The 23,665-nt window shown below is 64.4% G+C and carries 17 protein-coding genes; 5 read left to right on the top strand and 12 right to left on the bottom strand.

The annotated features are described in order from the left end of the window. Positions 1-78 precede the first annotated feature (78 nt). From AC56LW_RS05415 to AC56LW_RS05380, 8 genes are read right to left on the bottom strand one after another with little or no spacing between them, the layout of a single operon-like run. A complete protein-coding gene (locus AC56LW_RS05415) occupies positions 79-2,193 on the bottom strand; it encodes an ArnT family glycosyltransferase (protein WP_499632452.1) in 2,115 nt (704 codons plus the stop codon). Positions 2,194-2,237: 44 nt separating this feature from the next. Next, positions 2,238-2,612 (bottom strand): GtrA family protein, encoded by a 375-nt coding sequence (locus AC56LW_RS05410; RefSeq protein ID WP_499503677.1) that lies wholly within the window; start codon positions 2,610-2,612, stop codon positions 2,238-2,240. After that, complete coding sequence (locus tag AC56LW_RS05405; protein WP_499632899.1) at positions 2,605-3,621, bottom strand: glycosyltransferase family 2 protein; 1,017 nt, start codon at positions 3,619-3,621, stop codon at positions 2,605-2,607. Before AC56LW_RS05405 ends, AC56LW_RS05410 begins: the two co-directional genes overlap by 8 nt. Before the next feature lie 32 nt (positions 3,622-3,653). Beyond that, on the bottom strand, positions 3,654-6,608 hold the full coding sequence (locus AC56LW_RS05400; protein ID WP_499632449.1) for a glycosyltransferase: 2,955 nt from the start codon (positions 6,606-6,608) through the stop codon (positions 3,654-3,656). A gap of 5 nt (positions 6,609-6,613) precedes the next feature. Continuing rightward, positions 6,614-8,032 (bottom strand): FkbM family methyltransferase, encoded by a 1,419-nt coding sequence (locus AC56LW_RS05395; protein ID WP_499632447.1) that lies wholly within the window; start codon positions 8,030-8,032, stop codon positions 6,614-6,616. Beyond that, positions 8,029-9,093 (bottom strand): FkbM family methyltransferase, encoded by a 1,065-nt coding sequence (locus AC56LW_RS05390; RefSeq protein WP_499632444.1) that lies wholly within the window; start codon positions 9,091-9,093, stop codon positions 8,029-8,031. The genes AC56LW_RS05395 and AC56LW_RS05390 overlap by 4 nt, the downstream gene beginning before the upstream one ends. A 17-nt stretch (positions 9,094-9,110) precedes the next feature. Next, on the bottom strand, positions 9,111-10,388 hold the full coding sequence (locus AC56LW_RS05385) for an ABC transporter ATP-binding protein (protein ID WP_499632441.1): 1,278 nt from the start codon (positions 10,386-10,388) through the stop codon (positions 9,111-9,113). Continuing rightward, positions 10,388-11,188, bottom strand: a complete 801-nt coding sequence (locus tag AC56LW_RS05380) for an ABC transporter permease (RefSeq protein ID WP_499632438.1) — start codon at positions 11,186-11,188, stop codon at positions 10,388-10,390. Before AC56LW_RS05380 ends, AC56LW_RS05385 begins: the two co-directional genes overlap by 1 nt. Before the next feature lie 290 nt (positions 11,189-11,478). Between AC56LW_RS05380 and AC56LW_RS05375 the strand changes: the two genes are divergently transcribed. Then, a complete protein-coding gene (locus AC56LW_RS05375) occupies positions 11,479-11,925 on the top strand; it encodes a hypothetical protein (RefSeq protein WP_499632436.1) in 447 nt (148 codons plus the stop codon). A gap of 75 nt (positions 11,926-12,000) precedes the next feature. On the opposite strand, the gene AC56LW_RS05370 is transcribed toward AC56LW_RS05375, so the two are convergent. The 4 genes from AC56LW_RS05370 to AC56LW_RS05355 form a co-directional block, all read right to left on the bottom strand. Next, positions 12,001-12,789 (bottom strand): Crp/Fnr family transcriptional regulator, encoded by a 789-nt coding sequence (locus AC56LW_RS05370; RefSeq protein WP_499632433.1) that lies wholly within the window; start codon positions 12,787-12,789, stop codon positions 12,001-12,003. 16 nt (positions 12,790-12,805) lie between these two features. Further along, the gene (locus AC56LW_RS05365; protein ID WP_499632430.1) at positions 12,806-13,030 is read right to left on the bottom strand and encodes a VanZ family protein; all 225 of its coding nucleotides are present in this window, start codon (positions 13,028-13,030) and stop codon (positions 12,806-12,808) included. Between the two features lie 141 nt (positions 13,031-13,171). Next, entirely contained in the window at positions 13,172-14,464 is a 1,293-nt protein-coding gene (locus AC56LW_RS05360) for a tetratricopeptide repeat protein (RefSeq protein WP_499632427.1), read from the bottom strand. Then, positions 14,461-16,368: a CHASE2 domain-containing protein gene (locus AC56LW_RS05355; protein ID WP_499632424.1), complete on the bottom strand. Its 1,908-nt coding sequence runs from the start codon at positions 16,366-16,368 to the stop codon at positions 14,461-14,463. The genes AC56LW_RS05360 and AC56LW_RS05355 overlap by 4 nt, the downstream gene beginning before the upstream one ends. A gap of 202 nt (positions 16,369-16,570) precedes the next feature. On the opposite strand from AC56LW_RS05355, the gene AC56LW_RS05350 reads away from it, so the two are divergent. The 4 genes from AC56LW_RS05350 (at position 16,571) to AC56LW_RS05335 (ending at position 23,662) form a co-directional block, all read left to right on the top strand. Further along, a complete protein-coding gene (locus AC56LW_RS05350; protein ID WP_499632421.1) occupies positions 16,571-17,992 on the top strand; it encodes a FecR family protein in 1,422 nt (473 codons plus the stop codon). 371 nt (positions 17,993-18,363) lie between these two features. Next, entirely contained in the window at positions 18,364-20,139 is a 1,776-nt protein-coding gene (locus AC56LW_RS05345) for a DUF4214 domain-containing protein (RefSeq protein WP_499632418.1), read from the top strand. 257 nt (positions 20,140-20,396) lie between these two features. Then, the gene (locus AC56LW_RS05340) at positions 20,397-22,310 is read left to right on the top strand and encodes a type I secretion system permease/ATPase (RefSeq protein WP_499632415.1); all 1,914 of its coding nucleotides are present in this window, start codon (positions 20,397-20,399) and stop codon (positions 22,308-22,310) included. Continuing rightward, the gene (locus AC56LW_RS05335) at positions 22,310-23,662 is read left to right on the top strand and encodes an HlyD family type I secretion periplasmic adaptor subunit (protein ID WP_499632412.1); all 1,353 of its coding nucleotides are present in this window, start codon (positions 22,310-22,312) and stop codon (positions 23,660-23,662) included. Before AC56LW_RS05340 ends, AC56LW_RS05335 begins: the two co-directional genes overlap by 1 nt. The last annotated feature ends 3 nt before the right edge of the window (positions 23,663-23,665 follow it).

Below are 23,665 nucleotides of genomic sequence, written 5' to 3'. Positions count from 1 at the left end.
TCCCGGCAAGGGACAGTGGAACCACGGACGGCATCGGCGACGCTGCCGCCGATGCCGTGGCTTGTATCGCTGACGCGCCTACCTGGCGGCGCTGGACCCGATGCTGACTTCGGCGATACCGATGCCGAGTTCGCGGTTGTCCGGCCACTCGCCCAGCGAGCTCGGCGCAATCGGTCGCGGCACGTCGATCGTCAGCGTGCGCTGCGTTCCGTCGGTGACGAAGCGCAGACGCACTTCCTGGAAGCTGGCCGGCAGGCGGAAGGTGGCGCTCGGCGCAGCGTCGCCGCTGCCCACACGCATCGTGAACGGCAGATTGGTGTTGTCGGCATACGCGCGGCCTTTCAGGATGACGTCGAGTTGCGCCGGCAATGGGCGGTCGAAGTGCAGCACGACCTGCTTGGCGTCGGACCAGCGGCCCCACGGTTCGGAAACCGACAGGCCGTCGACCTGCGTCAGCATGCTGCCCGCGCCATACGCTTTGGACAGTTCGACGGAGCCGATCGGCTGGAAGTCCGACGCCAGTTTCACCAGCGCATACTCGTTCGTTTTCGAGACGACCTCGACGCCATCGGGCAGCGCGTGGTCACCGACGACCAGCAGCCACTTGTGGCGCGCCGGCAGCTGGTAGTGTTCGATCGGCGCGCCTTTGACCAGCTCGAGCATGCCGGCGTCCTTGTCGTCGATGTGGAATTGCGCGCGCATGATGTCCATCACGCTGTCTGCAGCGATGGTGATCAGCTTGTGCTCGTTCTTCGGCACGGTGTCGCGCGCCATCTTGCCGGCGTTATCCGGTGGCCAGCCTGGCGGTGCGAGCTGGCGCAGGTAGTTCCCCGTCGCGTGCGTACCCAGCACGAGCATGGCGGGCAGCGCCACGAACAGGAATGCCGAGCCGGCCCAGCGCGAACCGCGCGCCCACAATGCCAGCACGATCAGGTCGAGGGCGACGATGACCCAGCCGGTCCAGCTGGCCAGATGGATGGCGGCGATTTCAGGGCCGTCGATATCGGTGGCGGCGTAGCGCGGAATCATGACCAGTGCAGCCAGGACGGCGGCACCCACCAGCAGCGCCACGACGGTGCGGGCGCGCCCGGCCGTCATGCTTGCCGGGACACCGACGATGGCCGCGGCCAGCGCCAGCAGCAGCGGGAACGTGAAGCTGTAATAGCGCAGGTGCAGGCGGATGACTTCGAGCGGTCCGACGCCGGCGATCGAGGCGGTGTAGGCCACCGTCATGCCGACAGTCGACCCGAGCACCAGCAGCGTGTACAGCGCCAGACGGTTGAACGGCGCGCTGGCTTCGCGGCGCGTGCTGCGGCTGACGACCGACAGCAGCAGCAAGGCCATCGGCAGCGGCATCAGCAAGGCCAGCACCATCACATGCCCGCGGCCATTGATGAAGCCGGGCGCGACGAGGTGGAACACCGAGCGCGTGGTGCTCGAGCTGGCGGTGTTGTTATAAAAATCGCCGAACACGCTCAGCGCCGGTGCGCCGGCGAGCAGGAAGCCCAGGCCGAAGCGTACCGCCAGCGTGACCGCCACGCACAGCACGGCGCCGGCAAGGCCGGTGACGAGCCAATGGCGCGATCCCGGCTGGCGTGCCTGCAGCCAGCCGGCGCAGACCAGAAACAGCGCAATGGCGGGCAGCAGGAACATCGCGTGCACTTTCACCAGGCTCATCATGCCAAGCACGAGGCCGGCGGCCACGCTCATCGGCGCCCAGCCCCAGCCTGACCGCGTGAGCAGCACCCAGCTCAGGACGATGAAGCCGGCGTAATAGGTCGCTTCCGGCATGAAGAACGCGGTGTACAGGTTGACCGGGCCCAGCAGTGAGAACACCGTCACGGCCACGGCCATCGTCGGCCGCGCCACCGTGCGCGTGATCAGGTAGATGAACGGTCCGGCGCCAACGAACAGGATCGCATTGCCGATGCGGACACAGTCGAGAAAGCCCGTGCCACAGGACGAACTGGCGCTGAAGACCCACAGGTACAGGTACGACGGCAGGATCGACTCGCTCAGCGGCACCAGTCGTGCCATTTTGCTGTAGTACCACTCGTCGGCAAAGATGGCCGGGTTCAGGCCGAGATTGCGGTACAGCAGCCAGGCGAACACCGCGCCCAGTACCGCGACCAGGATCAGCCAGTCGCGCCTGGTCGTTACAGGCGCGGCAAGGGGGGAGGACGCAGGCAGCATCGTGGTATCCATCGTGGTGAGTGAAGCGACGCCGCGCGCCGCGATTAGCGAAAAATCCAGAACCGGCCAAGCAGATAGCCATTGACCGCCACCAGCGGCAGCGACACGATCTTGCCGGCCATCGGGCTGTCGAACATGGCCACGGCCAGCGCAACGCAGCCGAGCGTCAGGCAGTAATTCAGGCCCACCACGCACATGTAGCGCGCAAAGCTCGCCTTCGTGGCGGCCTGCGAGAACGTGACCTTGCTATGGAATGCGTAGTTCACCACCAGGCCCGCAACAAAACCGACGCTGGCCGCGCCTGCCGGGTGCACGCCGTTGGTGATCAACAGGTGCATCAGGCCGACGTCGATGGCCGCGCACAGCAGGCCCCCGGCGACGTAGATGAAGAACTGGCGCAGGCGCGCCGATTCAACCATTGCTGCGGCGCCGGAACAGCGTCTTCTTGTGCAGGGGGCGCGTCGGCACCGACGCGATGTCGTAGTTCAGGAAGCCCAGGATGAACTGCACGCCCATGATCACGGGCAGGGCAGCGAGCATCACGGTGCCGGCCGGCGTGGCGACGTCGCTCTGGGCCGAGGCGATCCAGTGGGTGATGCCGAAGACGGTGCCGAACATGCTCAGGGCCACGCCGATCGGCAGTTCGAGCGACGCCACCGACAGGTTGCGCAGGTAGTAGTTGTAGAACAGGCGCTTGAAGAAGTTGCGCACGTTCTTGGCCGCGAACTCGGTGATCACTTGCGAGACCTTCAGGTTGCTCACCTCGTCGCCGTAGACCGCGTCCATCGGCACGTCGACCGCCACCGCGCCCAGCGTGTTCAGGCGAAACAGCATGTCGCTTTCAAAGAAGTAGCGCTTGCTGATTTTCTCGAACGGCAGGTAGCGCGCCGCATCGGCATGGATCGCGGTGTAGCCGTTGGTCGGGTCGAACAGATGCCAGTAGCCCGACGAGAGCTTGGTCATGAACGAGAGCATCGCGTTGCCGAACAGGCGGATCGGCGGCATCGCGCCGATGCGCTCCAGGTCGAAGAAGCGGTTGCCCTTGGTGTAGTCGGCTTCGCCGGCCAGGATCGGTGCGACGAACATCGGGATCAGCGACGCGTCCATCTGGCCGTCGCCATCGAGCTTGACGATGACGGTGGCGCCATCAAGAATCGCGGCGCGGTAGCCGGTCATGACGGCGCCGCCCACGCCCTGGTTCTCGGTGTGGGTCAGCACGGTCACGCGCGGGTCGTGGCAGTTTGCGGTGACGAACGCGCCGCTGCCGTCGGGGCAGCGGTCGTCGACGACGTAGACGCGCGACACTTCAGGGCCGATGCCAGCGATGACGCCGATGATGTGACGCGTGACGCGGTAGCTCGGGATCACGACTGCGATCTGCGCCGCCGCGAGGGCGGGCAGTGGCGCTGCCGGGGCGGTAACGTTCATATCGTTCACGGGGGAATCGGTCAAGGAGTGCATTATCGGGTATTTATTGTTGAGTTGACTACTGGTTTGCTTCCCGGCAGGGTTGTATACCAGCGCTGTCGCACCAGCGCATCGAGTGCCTGCTGCGCGCTGCCATCCCAGGTCAGCCACGGCATGCCGGTCGACGCCGGTGCCTTGCCCTCGCGGTGCAGCGCCAGCCAGGCCGTGATGGCGTCGGCCAGGTCGCTCGGGGCCAGGCCATCGAAGTACGACGCGTACTCGCCCGCCACTTCGCGGAACACCGGCAGGCTGCGCGCCAGGATCGGGATGCCATGCTGGGCCGCTTCGATCAGCGGCAGGCCGAAGCCTTCGCCTTCGGAGGCCGCCAGCAGGGCGGCGGAGCCGGCGTACAGCTTGAGCAGCATCTCGTCTGAAATACCCGGCAGCCAGAACAGGCGCACCGATTTCTCGGGATGGGCCGCCATGCGTTCGCAGACCTTCTCGACCATCCAGCCCTGTTTGCCGACCACCACCAGGTTCACGTCCACGCCGGCTTCCCACAGCAGCTCGAATGCGGCCAGCGCCTGGGCGTGGCCCTTGCGCGGTTCGACCGTGCCGACCATCAGGAAGCTCGGGCGCGCGGCCAGTTCGGCCAGCACGTGGTCCGCTTCCGGCGGCAGGCCGAAGCTCGGCGCGCTGGCGTCGATGTCGGCGCCGAGGTGGAAGTGGGCCAGCTTGAATGGCGTGGTGCGCGTCAGATTCTGGCTGGCGATCCAGCCGGCGAATTCGTCGGCCACGGCGCGCGAGATGCACAGCACGCCGTCGGCCACCTTGTGCACGGTGCGCAGGAAGTCGCCGAAATACTGCTCGGTCCCGAACGGGAAGACTTCCGGACGCAGCATCGGCAGCACGTCGTAGATGACGAAGTACACCTCGACGCCGCGCATGCGCATGTCGAGCAGGCGTTCTTCGTTCTGCGACGTGCCGTTGGTGAACAGGTCCAGGCCAAAGAAGATGTCGCCCGGGCGGATGTCGGCCGGCGCGTCCTCGAGCACCAGGTCGGTTTCGTCGACGACCTTCATGCCGAAGCTGCGCGCGTAGATATACGGCTGGTTACCGCCGTGCGAATACACCGGTTCGATGCGCAGGCCCGGCGGCGGATTGGCGATCATCGAGCGCAGGATGCTGCGCACCACGCGCTGGATGCCGGTGCGCAGGTCGGACTGCATCAACGCCGAGACGTCCACCAGCAGCTGGCGCTGCGGCGTCGGCGCGCGGTTGAAGGCAATCGCGGCGGCCAGCGCCGGCAGGTCGGCCGCGCTGCACAGCGGCGCGGCCTGCGTCACCAGGCGGCGATACACGGCGTCGCGGCCGTTGTGCGCAAACGCTTCGATCGCTTCGGCGTACTGGCGCCCGACCTGCGCCGGTGCGTGGTGGGCCGCCATGAATTCGAGGGCGTGCTGCGACAGGCGCTCGCGCAGGCCGCGGTCCAGGCGCAGGCGGCCCAGGCTTGCAGCCAGGTCGGCGGTGGCAAAGCGGTCTTCGAGCTTGATCAGCACGTCGTCCGGCAGTGCGGCGGTCGAGCCGTGGGCGTTGACGATCGTCGGCGCGCCGTACAGCAGGCAGTCGAGCACCGAGGCCGACGTCTCGCCACGCGTGACGCCGCGCAGCTGCACGGCGCCGTCGCAGCCAGCAAGCCAGTCGGCGTAGGCACCGGCATCGACGAAGCCGGTGATGCGGATGCGCGCGGCAGCCCCGCTGGCCTTGATCGTTTTCGCCACCACCTCGCCATACGGGCCGGGATCGTTGGCGCCGACAAACACCAGGTGGCAATGCGGATCGGCCGCCAGCGGCGAGGCCAGGAAGGCGTCGAGCAGTTCGGCATTGAGCTTGGTACTGCCCAGCATGCCGAAGGTGCAGACGACGAAATCGTCGTCTGCCAGTTTCAGGCGCTTGCGCGCGGCGCGCCGCGCCTTGTGGCAGGCTTCGTCGGTGACGCAGCCGTCAGGCCGGCCACGCAGCAGCGGGATCGTGCGCCAGTCGTCGGCGGCGCCGTCGCCATACCATTCGGCGGCGAGCTGGCGGGAAAAGTCGGAATGCACGATCACGCCATTGGCGGCATCGAGCACGCCCTTATTGAGCGGGAACTTCCAGATCGACGGGTTGCGGCCTTCCTTGCGGTGCGACAGAAGGCCCGAGTAGCCATGCGACGCATACAGCGCGCGCAGGAAGCCCTTGGGCAGGTATTGCTCGCGTTCGAGGTTGTCGAGCACGCCCGAGAAGAAGAAGTCGTGCAGCACCACGACGCCTGGCACGTCGCGCACCAGCTCGAACATGTGCTGGTGGGCGTGCGAATTGCCGAAGTGGTAGACCACGCGCTCGAACTGGTGCGCGTGGGCGCGCAGCCAGGCCGGATCGCGCAGCAGCATGCCGTCCAGGCGCGCGTCGACCATCGTCTCTTGCGCGACCACGAGTTCGACGTCGTAGTATTTCGCCAGCTCGGGCACCAGTTCGGCGCTGTAGTCGGCGATGCCCGAATGAACGGGCGGCAGCGGCGACACATAGGCCAGCTTTGGCCGCCCGGTCGGGAGCAGCCGGGCCGGAGCCTCTCCCAGCGCATACAGGCGCGCCAGCAGGCCGGCGGCATCCTGCGCGGTGTCGGCGGCGTCGTGCGCCAGCACCGGATACGGCGCATCAGCATCTGCGGCGTCGGCGCCGGCGCCGATGGTCAGTACCGCATCGGGCGCCAGACCTGCCACGGCATGGCGGCGCAGCAGCGCATGCACCGGGCCGGCCGGTAGGTCGAATGCGCGCACGCGAGCCGCCAGCGCCGGTTCGAGGCGCAGCAGTTCGAGGGTGACGGTGTCGTGCAGCGGGGCCGCGATCCACAGCGTGTGATGGAGGCTGTCGGCGGCCGCGAGGCGTGCCATGGCAGTGGACAAGGCCAGGGCCGGCGCCGGCACGCTGGCGCGGTCGGCGGCGCCGAGAAGGTCGATAACGATACGCATGGAGTTCAACTGCCTGTAGGAAGATTGCGGGCGCGCTGCAGGTCGGCCAGCACGGTGCGGACCGACTCTGGCAGGCCACGCAGTTCGTCGGGCACGGGCGGCACGTCCGCCGGCAGCGGCGCAGGGGCCGTCTGCTTGATCGTGGCCAGCTGCACCGACACGCGGCGGGCCAGCCACGGGAAGCGCAGCAGCACCGGGATCAGCGTGCGGCGCAGCAGTTCGATGCGGGTCAGGCGCGTGACGACGCGGCGCAGCAGGTGCGGGCGGCGCAGTCCATGCAGCGCCGTCCCGGCGCGGCGCAGCGGACGCGTGACGCGCCACGAGGTGCTGTGCTGGATTGCGACGATGTGCGCTTCCATGCCCTTGGCCCAGTTGGTCAGGCGTTCGGCCTGCGCATGGACCTGGGCCAGGTCGTGGGTCAGTGCCGCATTGCGTTGTTCGGCGTCGTTGGCGCGCTGCGCTTCTTCGCTGGCGCGGCGCGTGGCGTGGTCGGCCCGCTCGCCCAGATCATTGACGCGCGCATTGGCTTCGTCAAGCCGGCGGTAAGCGCCGTCGAGCTGCTCGAGCAGGCCCCTGGCCTGCGCATCGACGCGCTCCAGGTGGCCGTGCAAGGCTTGTTCGCGCGATTCGACGTGATTGATCCTGGCGGTCAGTTCACGTGCATGCTCGTTGGATTCGCCCAGCGCCTTGTTCAGTGCATGTTCGCTGGCCCAGGCTTTCTCGAGATGGTGCGAGACGAAGCCGTCGAAGACGTTGGGCTGGATGTCCAGCTGCGTCATCAGCGCGGCATGTTCCTCGGCCACGTAATACCGGTTCAGGCCATCGAACCAGGCGTAGTGATAGCGCTGGCCCAGCACCATGTGCTCCCAGCTGGCGTGGTTGGTATCGCGGCTGTTCGGCAGCGTCGCCTCGATCACCAGCACCCATGGGCGCCAGCGTCCGAAGTCCATCCCGCGCAGCACTTCGCCTTCGAAGCCTTCGACGTCGATCTTCAGAAAATGGATCTCGCCCCGGACGTGTTCGGCGCAGATGCCGGCCAGCGTGCGCACGGGGACCGTGATCTCGGCCACGTCATGGCCTTCGGCGCGGTGCATCTCGGCGACCGATGCTTCGGGTGAGGCCCAGCCGCGCACGGCCGGTACGTCGTACAGCGTCAGTTCGCCATCCGTGGCGCCGGCGGCAACGGCCAGGTTGACGTCGCGCGGGCGCTGCTCTTCGAAGGCCTGGTGGAACGAGGGCAGCGGCTCGATGCTGATGCCGTTCCAGCCCGCGTCGTAGAACGCCTTGGTGACCGAGTGCTCGACCGGGTCGTTGGCGCCGACGTCGATGTAGTAGCCGTTCTTGATGTGGCCGAGCGCGCGCCACAGCAGCACGTCTTCATTGTTCTGGGAATACGAGATGAAATAGCTCATGCGGTCTTTCATGCCTGGGCCTGTCCGAACAGGTGGGCCAGTGGCGTATTGCCTGCGCTACTACCGGCGCCGGCGCCGGCCGCATCGGCCTGGCGTGCCAGCGCATGTGCGGCCGACGGTTTGTCATACACGAGCAGCAGCACCAGCGCCTGCGCCAGCAGGTCCTGCTGCGCCGTGGCTTCGCGCACGAACACCGCGTCGCCCCAGCCGAGGCGGTCGCGCGAGCGCGCCGCGCTGCCGGCGCTCGGGTAGCGGCACAGCGACGAGAAGTCGAGCAGGTAGAAGCCCGCGGCGCGCAGCAGCGTCTCGATCTCCGAGAACAGCGCCTGTCCTTCGTAGATCGGCGCAAACGAAACTTCGCAGTGCACGACGTTGGTCCGCGCCAGCACCGCCGTCGCGTGGCGCAGCGTCGGCAGCTCAAACCCCTGGATGTCGAGTTTCAGGAAGTCGATCGGGCCGGCATCCGCCAGCACGTCGTCCAGGCGGCTGGTAGCCACGCTCTCGGTCTGCACCGTCGTCAGGTGATCGAGGTCGCGCAGTTGCGCGGTCAGGGTCCGGTTGAACGGCAGCAGCGACGAGGTGGCGTCGTCGTTGTTGATGTGGAAGGTGTGCTGGCCGCCGTCGCCGATGAAGGTCGGGTACAGCGTGACGTGGCTGTCCGGGTTGTTGCGGCGGCTCGCGTCGATCTTGTCCTGCTGCGGCTCGAAGCCGATGATGCGATACGGCAGGCCATGGCGCGTCAGCGGCGCATACACATGGTCTTCGTTTTCCAGTTCCTGGGCGCCGATGTCGACCACGGTGAGCGGGCGCGCCAGCAGTGGCGCGGCGGCGGCCGCGACCTGCGCCTTGACGGCATCGATGCCGGCCGCGCCGGGCGCGCCGTGACCGAGGCCGTATTCGCTCGACGCCATCAGGGCGGCCAGCAATTCGTCGGCGGCGGCGCCTTCGGCCAGCCGCGCGCTCCAGTACGCCAGGCCGGCCGGATCGGGCTCGCGGCCCAGGAAGCCCCGGTACAGGCCGCGCACGATGGCGGCGTGGTCCTGCCGGGATGAAGTGGAATCGTGTTCAGGCATGGTGGTATCCAATCGGGTCAGCGGATGCTGAACTTGAGCTGCGGATGCAGGTTGACCAGGCCGCCCCAGACGATCGCTGACGGATTCGGCGCGACCACGAAGCTGTGCGCTTCGTGCAGGTAGTTCAGCACTTTTTCGAATGCGCCTTCGCCATGGCCGCCGGCGCCCAGGCCGACGGTGAGCGTGTACTCGTCCGGGAACAGCGACAGGTTCAGGGCAAAGCTGGCGCTGATGATCGCGCCGCGCGCGGTCGGGCCGGGCGCGTGGCGCATGCAGTAGCTGTTGGTCTCGAACAGCGTGGCGCCGTAGCGGTTGCGGATCTTGAAGCCGATGTGCGGCTCGGCAACGTCTTCGTGCAGCAGGTAGTCGACCTGCAGCGTGACCATTTCGTCGGCCATCAGCGTGGCGCGCTCGGCGCCATGGCGGTCGAGCAGGCGCACGCCGACGCAATCGGCGCCAGGCGTGGTGATGCTGCCAGTCTTGCCGGCAACGACCGTCAGGTGCTCACGCTCGATCGGGGCCAGGGGCGCCGCGTCACCCTGAATCTGGATCGCATCCGGCGCCTGGTCGAGCCGGCCCAGCAATTCGGCCTGGTACAGATCGAGCGCATCGGCCGGCGAACCGTCGAAGGCGACCTTGCCGCCGCGCAGGAAAATGCAGCGATTGCAGATATTCAGTACCGTGCCGGCGCTGTGCGACACGAACAGCAGCGTGGTGCCGGCCTTGATGAAGCCTTCGATGCGGGCATAGCACTTTTGCTGGAAGAACACGTCGCCCACGGCGAGGGCTTCGTCGACGATCAGGATGTCGGGCCGCACGCAGGTGGCCACGGCAAACGCGAGGCGTACCTGCATGCCGCTCGAGTACACGCGCACCGGCTGGTCGATGTACTCGCCGATGTCGGCAAAGGCCAGGATCTCGGGCATCAGCGCTTCGACGCGGTCGGCGTCCAGCCCGATCATCTGGCCGGCCATCAGCGCATTCTGGCGCCCGGTGAAGTCGGGATGAAAGCCCAGCCCCAGTTCGAGCAGGGCGGCGACGCGCCCTTCCAGGGTCACCGCACCGGTGGTCGGCTGCGTCGTGCCCGTGATGAGCTTGAGCAGCGTGCTCTTGCCGGCGCCGTTCACACCGATCAGGCCGACGGCTTCGCCCGGCCTGATCGTGAAGCCGATGTCTTCGAGCACCCACTTGAGCGTGTGGCGCTGGCCCGGCAGGGTCCAGTCGGCCAGGCGCGCCCAGCGGTTGTTATATTGTTTGTAGGCCTTGCCCAGGCCACTGGCGACGATCGATCCCATTACAGTTCATCCACGATTTCGCCGGCGCGCTTGCGGAACATGCGCAGACCGAGCGTGCACAGCAGCAGCGCGACCACCAGCGGATAGACCAGGCTGCCCCAGTCCGGCGGCGTGCCCTTGACCAGCACGCCCTGCCAGGTCGCGATGATCGGGGCCATCGGATTCCAGTGGAGGATCGGGCGCACGTGCTCGGGCAGGATGCTGGCCGGATAGACGATCGGCGTGAGCCAGAACCAGAACTGCAGCGCGATCGTCATGAACTGGCCGACGTCGCGGAAAAACACGTTCAGGATGCCGACCACCATGCCGATGCCCAGCGCCAGCATCACCTGCAGCACCAGCACCGGCAGCAGGGTCACGAACACCGCGCCCGGGAAATTGCCGGTGACGATCAGGAACACGACGAACAGCCCAAAGATGATGCCGAAGTTGACCAGCGCATTGAGCGTGACGATCACGGGCAGGCAGATGCGCGGGAAACTGACTTTTTTCAGCAGATTGGATTGTTCCAGGAACATCGTCTGCCCGCGCCCGACCATCTCGGCGAACAGGCCCCAGGTCAGGATGCCGGCGCACAGGTAGATGGAATAGGCGAAGGTCGAATCCGAGCCCGGCATCTTGGTGCGCATGACCTCGGCGAAGATCACGGTGTACACCAGGATCATCGCAAGCGGACTGAGCAGCGACCAGACGGCGCCCAGGATCGCATTGGCGTATTTCGACTGGAATTCGCGTTGCACGCTGCCCAGGACGAAACCGCGATAGGCCCACAGGCCGCGCAGCATCAGGGGCAGGATCATGGAATGAGGGTGTTCGGAAGCGCCTCGCAAGAGGGCGGAAGTGTTGTCGTCATAGTAATGCAGGCTGCAATAAGAGCGGAATTATACCGCACGGTCCTGCCTACAAATTGTTCAATTGTAACGACGTGTCATCGACTGTGGCAGGTGGTTTGCTTCGCCAAGGCACTTGTCAGCCACCGCTATTTGATCTCTGTTAAACCATTGGATCAGCATGAAAATCTTCCCGGTTTTGTCAGGTCTGACTCGATTACATGCACTTTCTGCAGTAATTCACCAACGAGGAGTACCTTATGACATTACGAAAAAGTCTGATTGGCGCGGGTTTCTTGCTGCCACTTTGCATGCAAGCTCAGGCGGCTGAGAAAACGACAATCTATTACGCACCGTCCGGCAATACGGTCATCGTGGTCGACGGTCTCGTTATCGGCAGGGCCACAAATTTTCAGCCTGTCAAACAACTGAAATTCCGGCCCACGATGGTTGCCGGAGATACACCCGAAGACCCCGGCGTTCCTGACACGCCCAATATTCCCGAACCAAGAGAGCCCAAACCTCCCAAGGATCCAACGCCCAAGGATCCAACACCCAAGGATCCGCCGTGTTCAAGCGGTTGCTGCGACATTCTGTGCCCGCCTGGTCCGAAGATCGACCAGCGTGACCTGATCAAGTGGGCACCTGTCATCAAAAACACGAATGTCGTCAATATCAGCGACAGGGCGCTGAAAGGAATACGCTAGCAGTTTTCGCCGGGAGTACCCGCGGTGCCTGCCTAGGTGATCGTCACGAAGCGGGAGGGCGCGTCTGTACAGGATTCAGGATGAACCTTGTGCCAGCCGCTGCAGTGCGTCCGGATCGAGGATCACCAGGCGGTGCGCGTCCTTGAGCACGACCCCCTGCTGCGCCAGCACCAGCAGGGCGCGGGTGACCGTTTCGCGGCTGGTGTTGATCATGTTGGCGATGTCCTGGTGCGTTGGCAGGTTCTCGACCACACGCTGGCCTTCCTTGTCCTCGGTCTGCGGCATCAGCGCGATGTAGGTGTAGATGCGGCGCGTCGTGTTGTTGATGCTGAGAAGCGCGCGGAACTCGGAATCGCGCTGGATCTTCTGGGCCAGGTGGCCGAGCATCTTGTGCGCCACCGACGGCGAGTGCGAGAACAGGTGCATCGCGGTCGACGCTGGCAAGAACGCGACCAGCACCTCGGTCATGGCCACCACCGACGCCGAGCGGGTCGAGCCGTTGATCAGGGCGATCTCGCCAAAGAAGTCACCGGCCGCCAGCATGCGCAGGCCGACCGCGCGCCCGTCTTCGGTCACGTCGACCACTTGCAACTGGCCCGAAAGCAGGAACAGCAGCGCATCGGCGACGCCGCCCTTGTGCAGGACCACCGTGCGTTTCGGGAAATGGCGGTAACGCATCTCGCTCTTGACGCGCGCGATGTCTTCGTCACTCAGCTCGGAAAACAGCGGAATCTTGCGCAGGTGAACCTGGACCTGGTGTTCCTGGAGTTGCGGCGCAGCGCCAACGGCCGCTTCTTGCGCAGGCGCGGCAGCGGCAGCGGCGGCAGCGGCGGATTTCAGGGAAAGCTTGGCGCTGGTACTCATGGATGTGTCGGTCTCGTCAAAAATGCCCGGCCACGAAGACGGCCAGGGCGGCGCAGCCGATGCCGGCCGCATTGGCAGCCAGATCGCGCCAGCAGAAGCGGCGATCCGGCACCAGGGCTTGCAGGCATTCGATCAACCAGCCGAACACCAGCAGGCCAGCCATCCACCATGCTGCCTCGACACCGTCCTGCGCAATGCGCAGGGCCAGCACGGTCAACAGCGCGAAGGCGCCAAAATGCATCAGTTTATCGTTCGGCAGAGGCGGCAGCCAGCGGTTGGGCACCAGACACCCGGCCAACAGTCCGAGCGACGCGCAGACCAACAAAATCGCTTCCAGTCTCACCAGAGGGTCCTCTACAAATCAGGACCGCGATTGTACCGCCTATGGCGTATGCCATTGCCAGCTCAACTGCAGTTGGCGATTATTGTACTGAAAGATCGAGATGTTCTCGCGGTTGCGCACTGCGCGGGCCTCCAGAACGATACGCTGCTGCTTGCCGATCTGGTACGTCAGCGAGGCGCGCAGCACCTGCGTGCGCTGGGCGCGTACCTGGTCGATCAGGAGCTCGGGCGAATAGGGACTGGCGCTGTCCCAGCTCTGGCGGGTATAGGCCAGTTCGCCGGTCGTGCTCCAGCCGAGCGGGCGGCGCAGGTTCAGGCTGACGTAGGCGCCATGCCGGTTGCCGCCGGGGCGGTCGGCCAGCGCGCGGTCGGACTGTACGCCGGCAGTCACGGTGGCGCTGAGGTCACCCGTGTAGTGGCTCAGCAGCGCGCGTGCCTCGATCAGGTTGGCGTCGAACGCGCTCAGGGTGGCATAGTCGGTGCGGGTGGCCGCGCCGATCAGGTGCAACTGGGTGCGTGGCGGCAGCGGCACGGGTGGCGTCACGCGCACCTGGGCCTGGCCCTGGCGCTGGTACAGATGGCCGCCCATGCCCGTGAGTCCGACCGAGGCGGTGCCGCGTACCAGCCATGTACCCAGCCGCCACGGCGATTCGACGCCGCCGAACAGTGCCGTGGTGTCGTAGTCGTGCAGGCTGTCGTAGCGCCGGCCCTGGAATTGCAGAAAACCGAGTGTGCCGTTGGCCGTGATGTCACGCAGGTAGTCGGCGCTCACTTGCGTGTAGCCGTCATGCTTGGGCAAAAAATCGGCCAGCAGTGGCAGTTCGACCGTACCGTCCGGACCTTCGACGATGAACGTCGAATTGCTGGCGCCCTGGTTCACGTTATCGTCGACGCCGCGGCTGACGCTGATGGCGGCAGTGCTCGCCGGCGTCCAGCGCACGCAGCCGGTGTCGCGCGCCTCGGCGATCAGTTCGAGGATTTCACGGCGCGGATTGAAGCGGGTTTCGACATTGGCGAACAGGCGCTCTGCTTCATCGCCCTGGCCCAGGCTGCACTGGATCAGGGCCAGGTCGAGCCAGGCGCCGGCGTGCTGCGGCACGATGCCGATCAGGCGTGTCATCTGCTCCGACGCATCGCTCTTGCGGCCTTCGGCCAGCGACTGCAGGGCTTCCTGATACAGCAGTTCTTCCGCCGTATGCCCGGATGGACGGGGCAGGGCAGCGTCTTCAGGGCTGGCGCCAGGCGACGGGCTGCCCGATTGCGCGAGCGCGCCGTTGCAGGCCAGTGCCAGGCAGAGGCCCGCTATCGCGCGCACGATGAGGGTCTGGTTCACGATGCCTGCTCCGGCGCGGCGCTGCTGGCTTGCAGACTGGGTTCGAATGTATACAAAGGGGTAGCTCTTTCTTTGCCGCGCAGCAGGCGCTCGCCCAGGGCGAGGAAACAGTGGCGCTCGCTGCGCTCGACCGTTCCCGGACCGATAATGACATTGTGCGTGAAATCACGCGCGACCTGCTCCAGGCGGGCGGCCGTATTGACGCCGTCGCCGACCGCAGTATAGATGCTGCGGAACATCGTGCCAAAGTCGCCCGCCATCGCGGCGCCGCTTTCGATCCCGATCCGCACCCGCAGCGGCTGGTAACCCTGACGCACCCGGCTTGCGCTGAGTTCGTCGACGCGCACCTGGATCGCGCGCGCCGCATCGAGCGCCAGGTCGGCATGCTCGGCCTGCGGCAACGGTGCGCCCCAGAACGCCATCATCCCGTCGCCCGTGTACTTGTCGAGCGTGCCCTGGTGATCGATCACGGGGCCGGTCAGGCAATCGAGGAAGTCGCGCGTGAGCGTGGCCGCTGCTTCCACCGGCAGCGTCTCGACCTGGCTCGTGTACCCTTCCATGTCGGCCACGAGCGTAGTCACGTCGCAGCGGCGCGGGCGCAGCGGGTCTTCTTCTTCGCTGCGCAGCAATTGCTCGACGACGGCCGGCGCCACGTATTGCCGCAGCGTCTGCAGCAGGTGGCGCGAGCGGCGCTGGGCCTGCTGCCAGCCGTAGGGCACCGCCACCGCCAGCAGGAACAGATTGGTGCCCAGCGGCCCCACCGGCGCGAACACCGGGTCGTGCGGCGCCACAATGTAAGCCAGTCCCAGCCACAAGGCCGAACTGGCGCCCAGCAGCAATACGCAATTGGCGGCCGACAGGCGCGGGAAGGCGAGCGTGCAGGCGACGCACGACGCCAGCGCAAACAGGCAGGCGATCAGGCGCCCCGGCCACGGCGCCGGTTGCTTGCCTTCCTGGCGGTCAAGCAGGGCCGACAGGATGGTGGCTTGGACACCGAGCCCCGGGCGGTTGGCGGCGAGCGGCGTCGAAACCCGGTCACCCATGCCCAGCGACGATGAGCCGATCAGCACCAGGCGCTCGCTGGCGCCCTCGGGGGCAATGCGCTGGCCCAGGATGTCGCCGGCACTGACCACCGTATAGGCGCGCCAGTCCCGTGTATAGGGAATGCGCATCAGGCCGGCGTTGTCGACGGCCAGCGCCGGCTGCCCGGTGCAGCAGTTGACCAGGGCCAGTCCAAGCGCCGGATACGCCTTGCCGCCAAAGCGCGTCACCAGCGGCACGTGGCGCAGGGCGCCATCGGCATCGGGGATGAAACCGATCGCGCCGACATGCGGCGCCCGCGCCAGCCCCGGGAAGTTGCCGATGAAGCCGGTGGCCGGCACGCCGCCGGCCTGGCCGGCGATCGCGCCGCCCAGGTGGCCGTCGAGCACCGGCTGCGGCCGGTTGCCGGCAAAGTCGAAATCGAAGGCCTGGGCCGGCACCAGCGGGCCATGCGCAGCAAGAAGGGCCAGGCGCATGTCGCCATCGGTACCGCTCGCGGCCGGCAGCAGGATGTCGAGGGCAACGCCGCGCGCGGCGTAGCGGGTGAGCAGGATTTCCACGAGGTGCGCCAGGCGCTCGCGCGGCCAGGGCCATGGACCGAGTTCGCGCAGCGAGGCTTCATCGATATCGACGACCAGAATGCGCGGTTCGGGCGCGGTGCTGACCTGCAGGCGCAGGAAGGCGTCGCGCAGCCATTCATTGGGCAGGAAGGCCACCTGGTTGAGGCCGATCCGCGACCACCTGTTGTCAGATGGCGACACGCCCGCCGTGGTGCTCCACTGTGTCCAGAGAGTGACCATCAAAGCCAGCGCAGCGATGATCCAGCGGCCACGGGTACGTGCTTGCGTTCTCGGTTCAGCCACGCGCTGCGCTCTTGTCAAAGATTTGGTTGGTGAAGTGTAGTGACGCAGTATAACTGGTCGCATTGCCCGATTGCATTGTTTATTTGGAAATATCGCACACTGAAATGCCCATATCGGCACGGTTCCTTTGCGATAGAATGTGATAACCGTCACAGCAGCGCGTCAAGGCGACGCGGTACAGTGGGAAGGAAAGGGGTCTATCTTGCACAAATTATTCATTACCGCCACGCTTGCATGCGCCGCGCAGTTTGCCCATGCCGCCGAGGCGGGCAAGATCATTTTCGTAACCGGCGCAGCCTCGGCCGGCGAGCGCGCGGCCGTCGAAGGCGCGCGCGTCGAAGAAGGGCAGATGCTGTCCACGGGCGCCGATGGCTATATGTATGTGAAGACAGCCGACAATGGCCTCTTCATCCTGCGCCCACAGACCCGGGCCCGCATCGTCACGTACCAGATCGACAAGCAGAACCCCGCCAACACCCGCGTCAAGTTCGAGCTGCTCAGTGGTACTGCGCGCAGCAAATCGGGCGAGGCCGTCAAGCAGGCGCGCCAGAATTTCCGCTTCAACACGCCCGTGGCCGCCATCGGCGTGCGCGGCACCGATTTCACGGTCACGACCGACAACGATACGTCGCGCGTCTCCGTGTTTTCGGGCGGCGTCGTCGTGAGCGGCTTCGTGGGCAGTTGCCGGCCAGACGGGGCAGGGCCGTGCGAAGGCGGTGCCAGCCGTGAACTGAGCGCGGCCCAGCGCGGGCAACTCGTGCAGGTCACGCGTGGCCAGGCCGCGCCGCAGGTGCTTGAAGCGGGCGGCCAGAGCCCGGATCAGGCCGCCCCGCCGCGTCCCGATGAACCCCTGACCAAGAAGGATGCCGACCAGCCAAAGGTCAATGTCGAGGTGGCCAAGAACATCGGCCTGAACACCGCCATCGACAAGGTCGTCAATCCTGGGCCTGCCGAGCCGGCGAACCCGCCGGTCGACCTGCCTGACGTGGAAACGCCGGTCGTGGTGGTCCCGGTGCCTGAAACCCCGGTCACGCCAGGGCCTGCGCCAACGCCGGTACCCGAGACGCCGGTGTCGCCGCTGCCGCCGGTCGGTGTGCCGAACCCGGCCGAGCGCTTTGCCATCTGGGGACGCTGGCAACCGGTGAACGGCGATGCGGCGCCGTTCGACTTTGCCGCACAAGATGCAAAGAATGAACGGATTGCGCTCAATGGTTATTTCGCACTGTTCCGTACGCCAGGTAAAGAGTATGTCGCGCCAAATAACGGCAGCGTCGGATTCAGCCTGCGCAGCAGTGAGGCATATGTCATGACCGAATATGGCAACGGCATTATCGTGACCGCGCCAGCGACCTTGTCGAATGGTGCGCTGAACGTCGATTTCGCGAAACGCAGTTTCAACACCAATATGGATCTGACCACGCGCAGCGATATCGTCAAGCTGCGTGGTGACGGCACGGTCAGCAGCGACGGTCGCCTGCGAGGTGATGCTGCCGGGCGTCAGGGGTATTTGAACATTCAGGGACTGCTGACCAATGAACGGGGTTCGTCGTCGACTGCGGCAACGATCTTCGACGGGCGCATCGATGATCGCCGCACCGTCAATGGCGGTGCGACCTGGCGTTGACCTTTGTCTATCCGATAATAAAAAAACCCGGGATTCCGGGTTTTTTTATGTAATGGGAATTAATGGCTGAGTATATTTAACCTGGTTTTTGTTTCAAGATGTAACGACGAGAATGATTATCAAAGTACAAGATTCTGAGTGTACCCTGTGATAATTGAAGAGAATCTCCGGAGAGAATCGGTTTGATCCCGCAACTTTGTCTGGAAATTGTCATTTTTTAGGAAAACTTGGTCATTACTGTGATGGCCGTCACACGAGTCATGCCGACGTATCTGTCATGATGCGGCTCGTTGGACTTCAAGAGTGTCCTCGGCTCTTGCAATAAAGAATCAACATTCGATCGATCGATCTCATTTTTTTTGGAGTTACACATGGCTATCGTCACCACCCACGTTGCAGCAGTTCAACAAATGTACGTTGCTTACTTCGGTCGTCCTGCTGACACCGCAGGCCTGGACTACTGGACCAACGTCGTTGAAGCCAACGCCGGCGCAACCGCTGCAGTGTCGGCCGCTTTCGCCGCATCGCCAGAATACATCGTGACCTACTTCGGTCAGACCAACACCCAGATCGTCAACAACATCTATCAAAACCTGTTCGGTCGCGACGCTGATGCAGCTGGCCGCACCTACTGGGCAAACCTGCTGACCAACGGCACCATCAAGGTCGACACCATCGTTGCTGAAGTTGCAAAAGCAGCACTGACCACCGACGCAGAAGCCGTCGAAAACAAGGTCGCTGCTTCGACCGCCTTCACCGCTGCTCTGGACACCACTGCTGAAAACGCAGGCTATCAGGGTAACTCGGCACTGACCCTGGCTAAAGCGTTCATCAAGACCGTCACCACCGATGCAACCCTGGCAACCGCAATCGCGCCAGCTAACCTGACCGCACAAGTTGCTGCTGTCGTCAAAGCCGGCACCCCATTCACGCTGTCGAGCGGCCTGGCTGCTGTTGAAGCTGCTGACGACAACCTGGCTGATTTCCTGGAAGCTAACGAATTCGCAACGGCAACTGCTGCTGCTAGCGCGATCAGCACCGCTGAAACCGCAGCAATCGCTGCAGTAGATGCTGAAGTTGGTGGTGTTGCTTACACCGGCGCTACCTCATCTGTGCAAGCTGCCCTGATCGCTGATCAGCGCACTGCCAACACCAAGGCACTGGCCGATGCTAACACTGCACTGACCACCGCCAATGCTAACGCTGCTGCCATCACTGGTCTGAGCGCTGCAATCGCTAACCAGCGCGCTGCAGTTGCTGCTAACGCAGCTGCAATCGAACTGGCTGCAGATACCCAGGTTGAACTCGACGTTGCTGCTTCGGGACTGAACACCCGCGTCGGTGGTTCGCTGGATATCACCCTGGTTCCTGCTCCGGCCGCTGGCGCCGCTGCAGTCCCAGTTGTGACCTTTGTTGATGGCACGACCACCGTCAACCTGATTTCGATCAATGCAAGCGGTAATTTCGTGCTGGCAACTGGCGCGACCGAAGTCAAGTACCCAGGCGTGACCGCTCTGCGCGATGCTCTGGCTGCTGACGTCGATGCTGATATCGATGCAGGTTTCGCTGCTGATGACTTGGCCGATGCAAATACTGATCCACTGCTGGGTGGCGACAATGCGGATGAAGTCGCTGCTGTCACCGCTGCCTACACTGCAATCACCAATGCGAACACCAACATCAAAGAGCTGGCTGACGCGATTGCTGACCTGACCGAAGCGCGCGCTCTGAAGACCGAGCTGGCTGCATTGAACAAGGCAATCGTTGATGCAGATGCTGCCTTCACGGCCGCTGGCTACAACACCCCAGTGATGCTGGACAATCCTTCGGCAGCTGCAACTTCGGCTTCGGACGTCTTCCTGTTGGGCGATGAAGCTGCAGTGACCATCAGCGCCTTCGGCCGCTCGGGTTCGGATGCTCTGGTCATCGGCGACGGTTACGTCGTGAACAGCGGCGCCCTGACCACCGGCAATAACGCCGCAATGGAAGTCTTCTTCATCCAGAACGGTACCCGTACCGAAGTCCACGTCGAAACCGAAGACTTCGGTTCGGCCAGCGGCGACGTCACTGTCATCACCCTGGTCGGCGTTGACGCAACCGACCTGCAACTGGTCGATGGCATCATCTCGATGAAGGCAGGCGCCTAATTATCCAGCCCGCTTCGGCGGGCTTGGTAACGCCAAAACCCGCCACCGCAAGGTGGCGGGTTTTTTTACGCCTGCCTTGTATGAGTCTGTTGTGGACATGATGCGACTGAATGTAGTCAGAAAGCTCATAATTTGTGATCTCTGTCACAAAATTTAAGGGTTATACGGCATAATGAACGCGCTAACTGGTTGCTTGTACTACGGCAACATGCGGGGTCAACCAGCCCTGCCCCGATTCTGCCTTCAGATCATCGTCCATGAAAAAACTGCTAAACGCTAAAAACGAAATCGAACGCGCATTGCTCGCGTTCAAGAGCACATTTATCACGATTGGGGTGTTCAGCGCGATCATCAATGTCCTGATGCTCACGCCATCCCTGTACATGCTACAGGTGTATGACCGGGTGCTGGCCAGCCGCAACGAGATCACGCTCTTGATGCTGACCTTGCTGATGCTGGGCGCGTTCCTGTTTATCGCCTGCCTCGAGGTCGTGCGCTCGTTCGTGCTGGTGCGGGTCGGCGCCAAGTTCGACATGATGCTCAACAAGCGCATCTATACCGCCGCCTTCGAGCAAAACCTCAAGCAGAGCGGCGGCAATGCCGGCCAGGCGCTGAGCGACCTGACCAGCCTGCGCCAGTTCTTGACTGGCAATGCGTTGTTCGCCTTCTTCGATGCGCCATGGTTCCCGATCTATTTGTTCGTCATCTTCCTGTTCGAGCCGGCACTTGGCTGGTTTGCGCTGGGCGGCACGATCATTCTGATCGTCCTGGCCGTCGTCAACGAACGCGTCACGCGCGCGCCACTGTCCGAGGCGAACTCGATGGCCGTGGCTGCCAGCGCGATGGCCACCAACAATCTGCGCAATGCCGAAGTCATCGAATCGATGGGCATGCTGCCAAACCTGATGGGCCGCTGGTTCAAGACCCATGGCAAGTTCCTGTCGCTGCAGGCCGATGCCAGCCAGAAGGCGGGCACCATTGGCGCGATCACCAAGTTCGTCCAGACCGCGCTGCAATCGCTCGTACTCGGCTTTGGCGCACTGCTGGTCCTGGAAAACAAGATTACCCCCGGCATGATGATTGCCGCATCGATCCTGGTCGGCCGCACGCTGTCGCCGGTACAGCAAGTCATCGGCGTCTGGAAGAGCTGGAGCAGCACCCGCAGCGCGCATGAGCGCCTCACCAAGCTGCTGGAAACCAACCCGGCACGTGCTGCCGGCATGGCGCTGCCGAAACCGGAAGGCAAGCTGACGGTCGAAGCCATCACGGCAGCGCCACCGGGCGTCACCACGCCGATCGTGCGCAATCTGAGCTTTGGCATCGTGGCCGGCGACGTGCTGGGCGTGATCGGCCCGAGTGGCTCGGGCAAGTCGACGCTGGCGCGCCTGCTGGTGGGCGTGTGGCCGGCGATGATGGGCAAGGTCCGTCTCGACGGCGCCGACATCTATCAGTGGAACAAGGCGGAGCTGGGCCCGAACATCGGCTACCTGCCACAGGACATCGAACTGTTCAGCGGTACCGTCAGCGAAAATATCGCCCGTTTTGGCGAAGTCGATGCCGAGAAAGTCGTCACCGCCGCCCAGCGCGCCGGTGTGCACGAGATGATTCTGCGCTTGCCGAAGGGTTACGACACGCCGCTGGGCGACGCGGGTGGCGGCCTGTCCGGCGGCCAGAAGCAGCGCCTGGGCCTGGCACGCGCCATGTACGACGATCCGGCCCTGATCGTGCTCGATGAACCGAACTCGAACCTCGATGAAGTCGGCGAACAGGCATTGGTCACCGCCGTGCTCGAACTGCGCAAGCGCGGCAAGACCATCGTGTTGATCACGCACCGTCCAAGCATCCTGGGCGTGACCACCAAACTGCTGGTCATGAAAGATGGCATGGTTCAGGCCTTTGGCCCGACCCAGCAGGTAATGACGGCGATGCAGGAAGCGAGCCAGAAAGCCGTCGAAGCGGCCCAACAGCGCGTTGCACAGCAGGGTGGCGCGAAGCCGGCTGCCGAGAAAACTCACCGGTCGCGCTATGCCGTGCCGGAGCGCCTCGCCCCCGATGCCGCCGCCACGCCACCGCAAGCCCCAACCCCAACCGCACCCGCTGCCCCGGCAGCCCCTGCAGCGCCTGCTGCCCCCGCTGCGACTGCAGCGCCAGCACCTGGAGAAATTAACTGATGAAGTTGCTTAAGAAAGATGCAGCGGACGTCATTACCCATGACGTGACCCCGCTCGAAGTAAAGACCGATGCGCGCGCATTTGCCCGCATCGGCTGGCTGGTCGTCCTGCTCGGCTTTGGCGGCTTCATGCTGTGGGCCCTGCTGGCGCCGCTCGACAAGGGCGTGCCATTGTCCGGCACCGTGGCCAGCGAATCGAATCGCCAGGCCGTGCAGCACCTGAGCGGCGGTACCGTTCAGGAATTGCTGGTGCGCGATGGTGACGTGGTCAAGAAGGGCCAGGTGCTGGTGCGCATGAATCCAATCGTGGCCCAGTCCGCAGTGCAAGCCACCGAAGCGCAATACCTGTCGGCTCTGGCGAGCGTTTCGCGCCTGCTGGCCGAGCGCGATGGTTCCCGCACGATCAAGTGGCCCGCCGACCTGGAATCACGCCGCAGCGAACCGCGCATCAGTGAACTGATGAGCTCGCAAGAACAATTGCTGATGTCGCGCCAGGGCGCGCTGCAGAATGAGTTGTCGGGCGTCGACGCCAGTATCGAAGGCCTCAAGATGCAGATTACCGGTCTGCAGGAATCGCGCGACAGCAAGAAGGAGCAGGTCGGTTTCCTGAAAGAGCAGCTGGGCGGCATGCGCGACCTGGCCAAGGAAGGCTATGTTGCCCGCAACCGCCTGCTTGATCTGGAGCGTACCTATGCCCAGCTCGGCGGCGCCATTTCGGAAGACATCGGCAATATCGGCCGCTCGCAGCGCCAGGTGGTCGAACTGACCATGCGCCGCGCGCAGCGCCTGCAGGAATACCAGAAGGAAGTGCGCAGCCAGCTCAACGACCAGCAACGCGAAGCCGAAGGGCAGCATGCCCGCCTGATGGCCCAGCGCTTCGAGCTGACCAACGTCGCAGTGCGTTCGCCTGCCGACGGCACCGTGGTCGGCCTGGCCGTGTTTACCAACGGCGGCGTCGTACCGTCTGGCTTCAAGATGATGGACATCGTCCCGAGCAACGCACCGTTGATCATCGACGGCCGTCTGCCGACCAATCTGGTCGACAAGGTTCATGCAGGCTTGCCGGTCGAGCTCATCTTCTCGGCTTTCAACACCAACAAGACCCCGCACATCGACGGTGAGCTGACCCATATTTCGGCCGACAGCGCCGTCGATGAAAAAACCGGTGTCCCGTATTACAAGGTGCACGTCAAGGTGGCACCGGCCGGTGAAAAGAAAATCATCGCGAACAATATGGATATCCGTTCCGGCATGCCGGTCGAACTGTTCGTCAAGACGGGTGAGCGCACGATGATGAGCTACCTGTTCAAGCCGATCATGGACCGTGCCCACACGGCCCTGAGCGAGGAGTAAGCG

The sequence above is a fragment of the Telluria sp. LT2P80 genome (assembly GCF_059685955.1).
The sequence above is the reverse complement of the archived record's forward strand: the minus strand, read 5'-3'. Positions and strand labels throughout refer to the sequence as shown.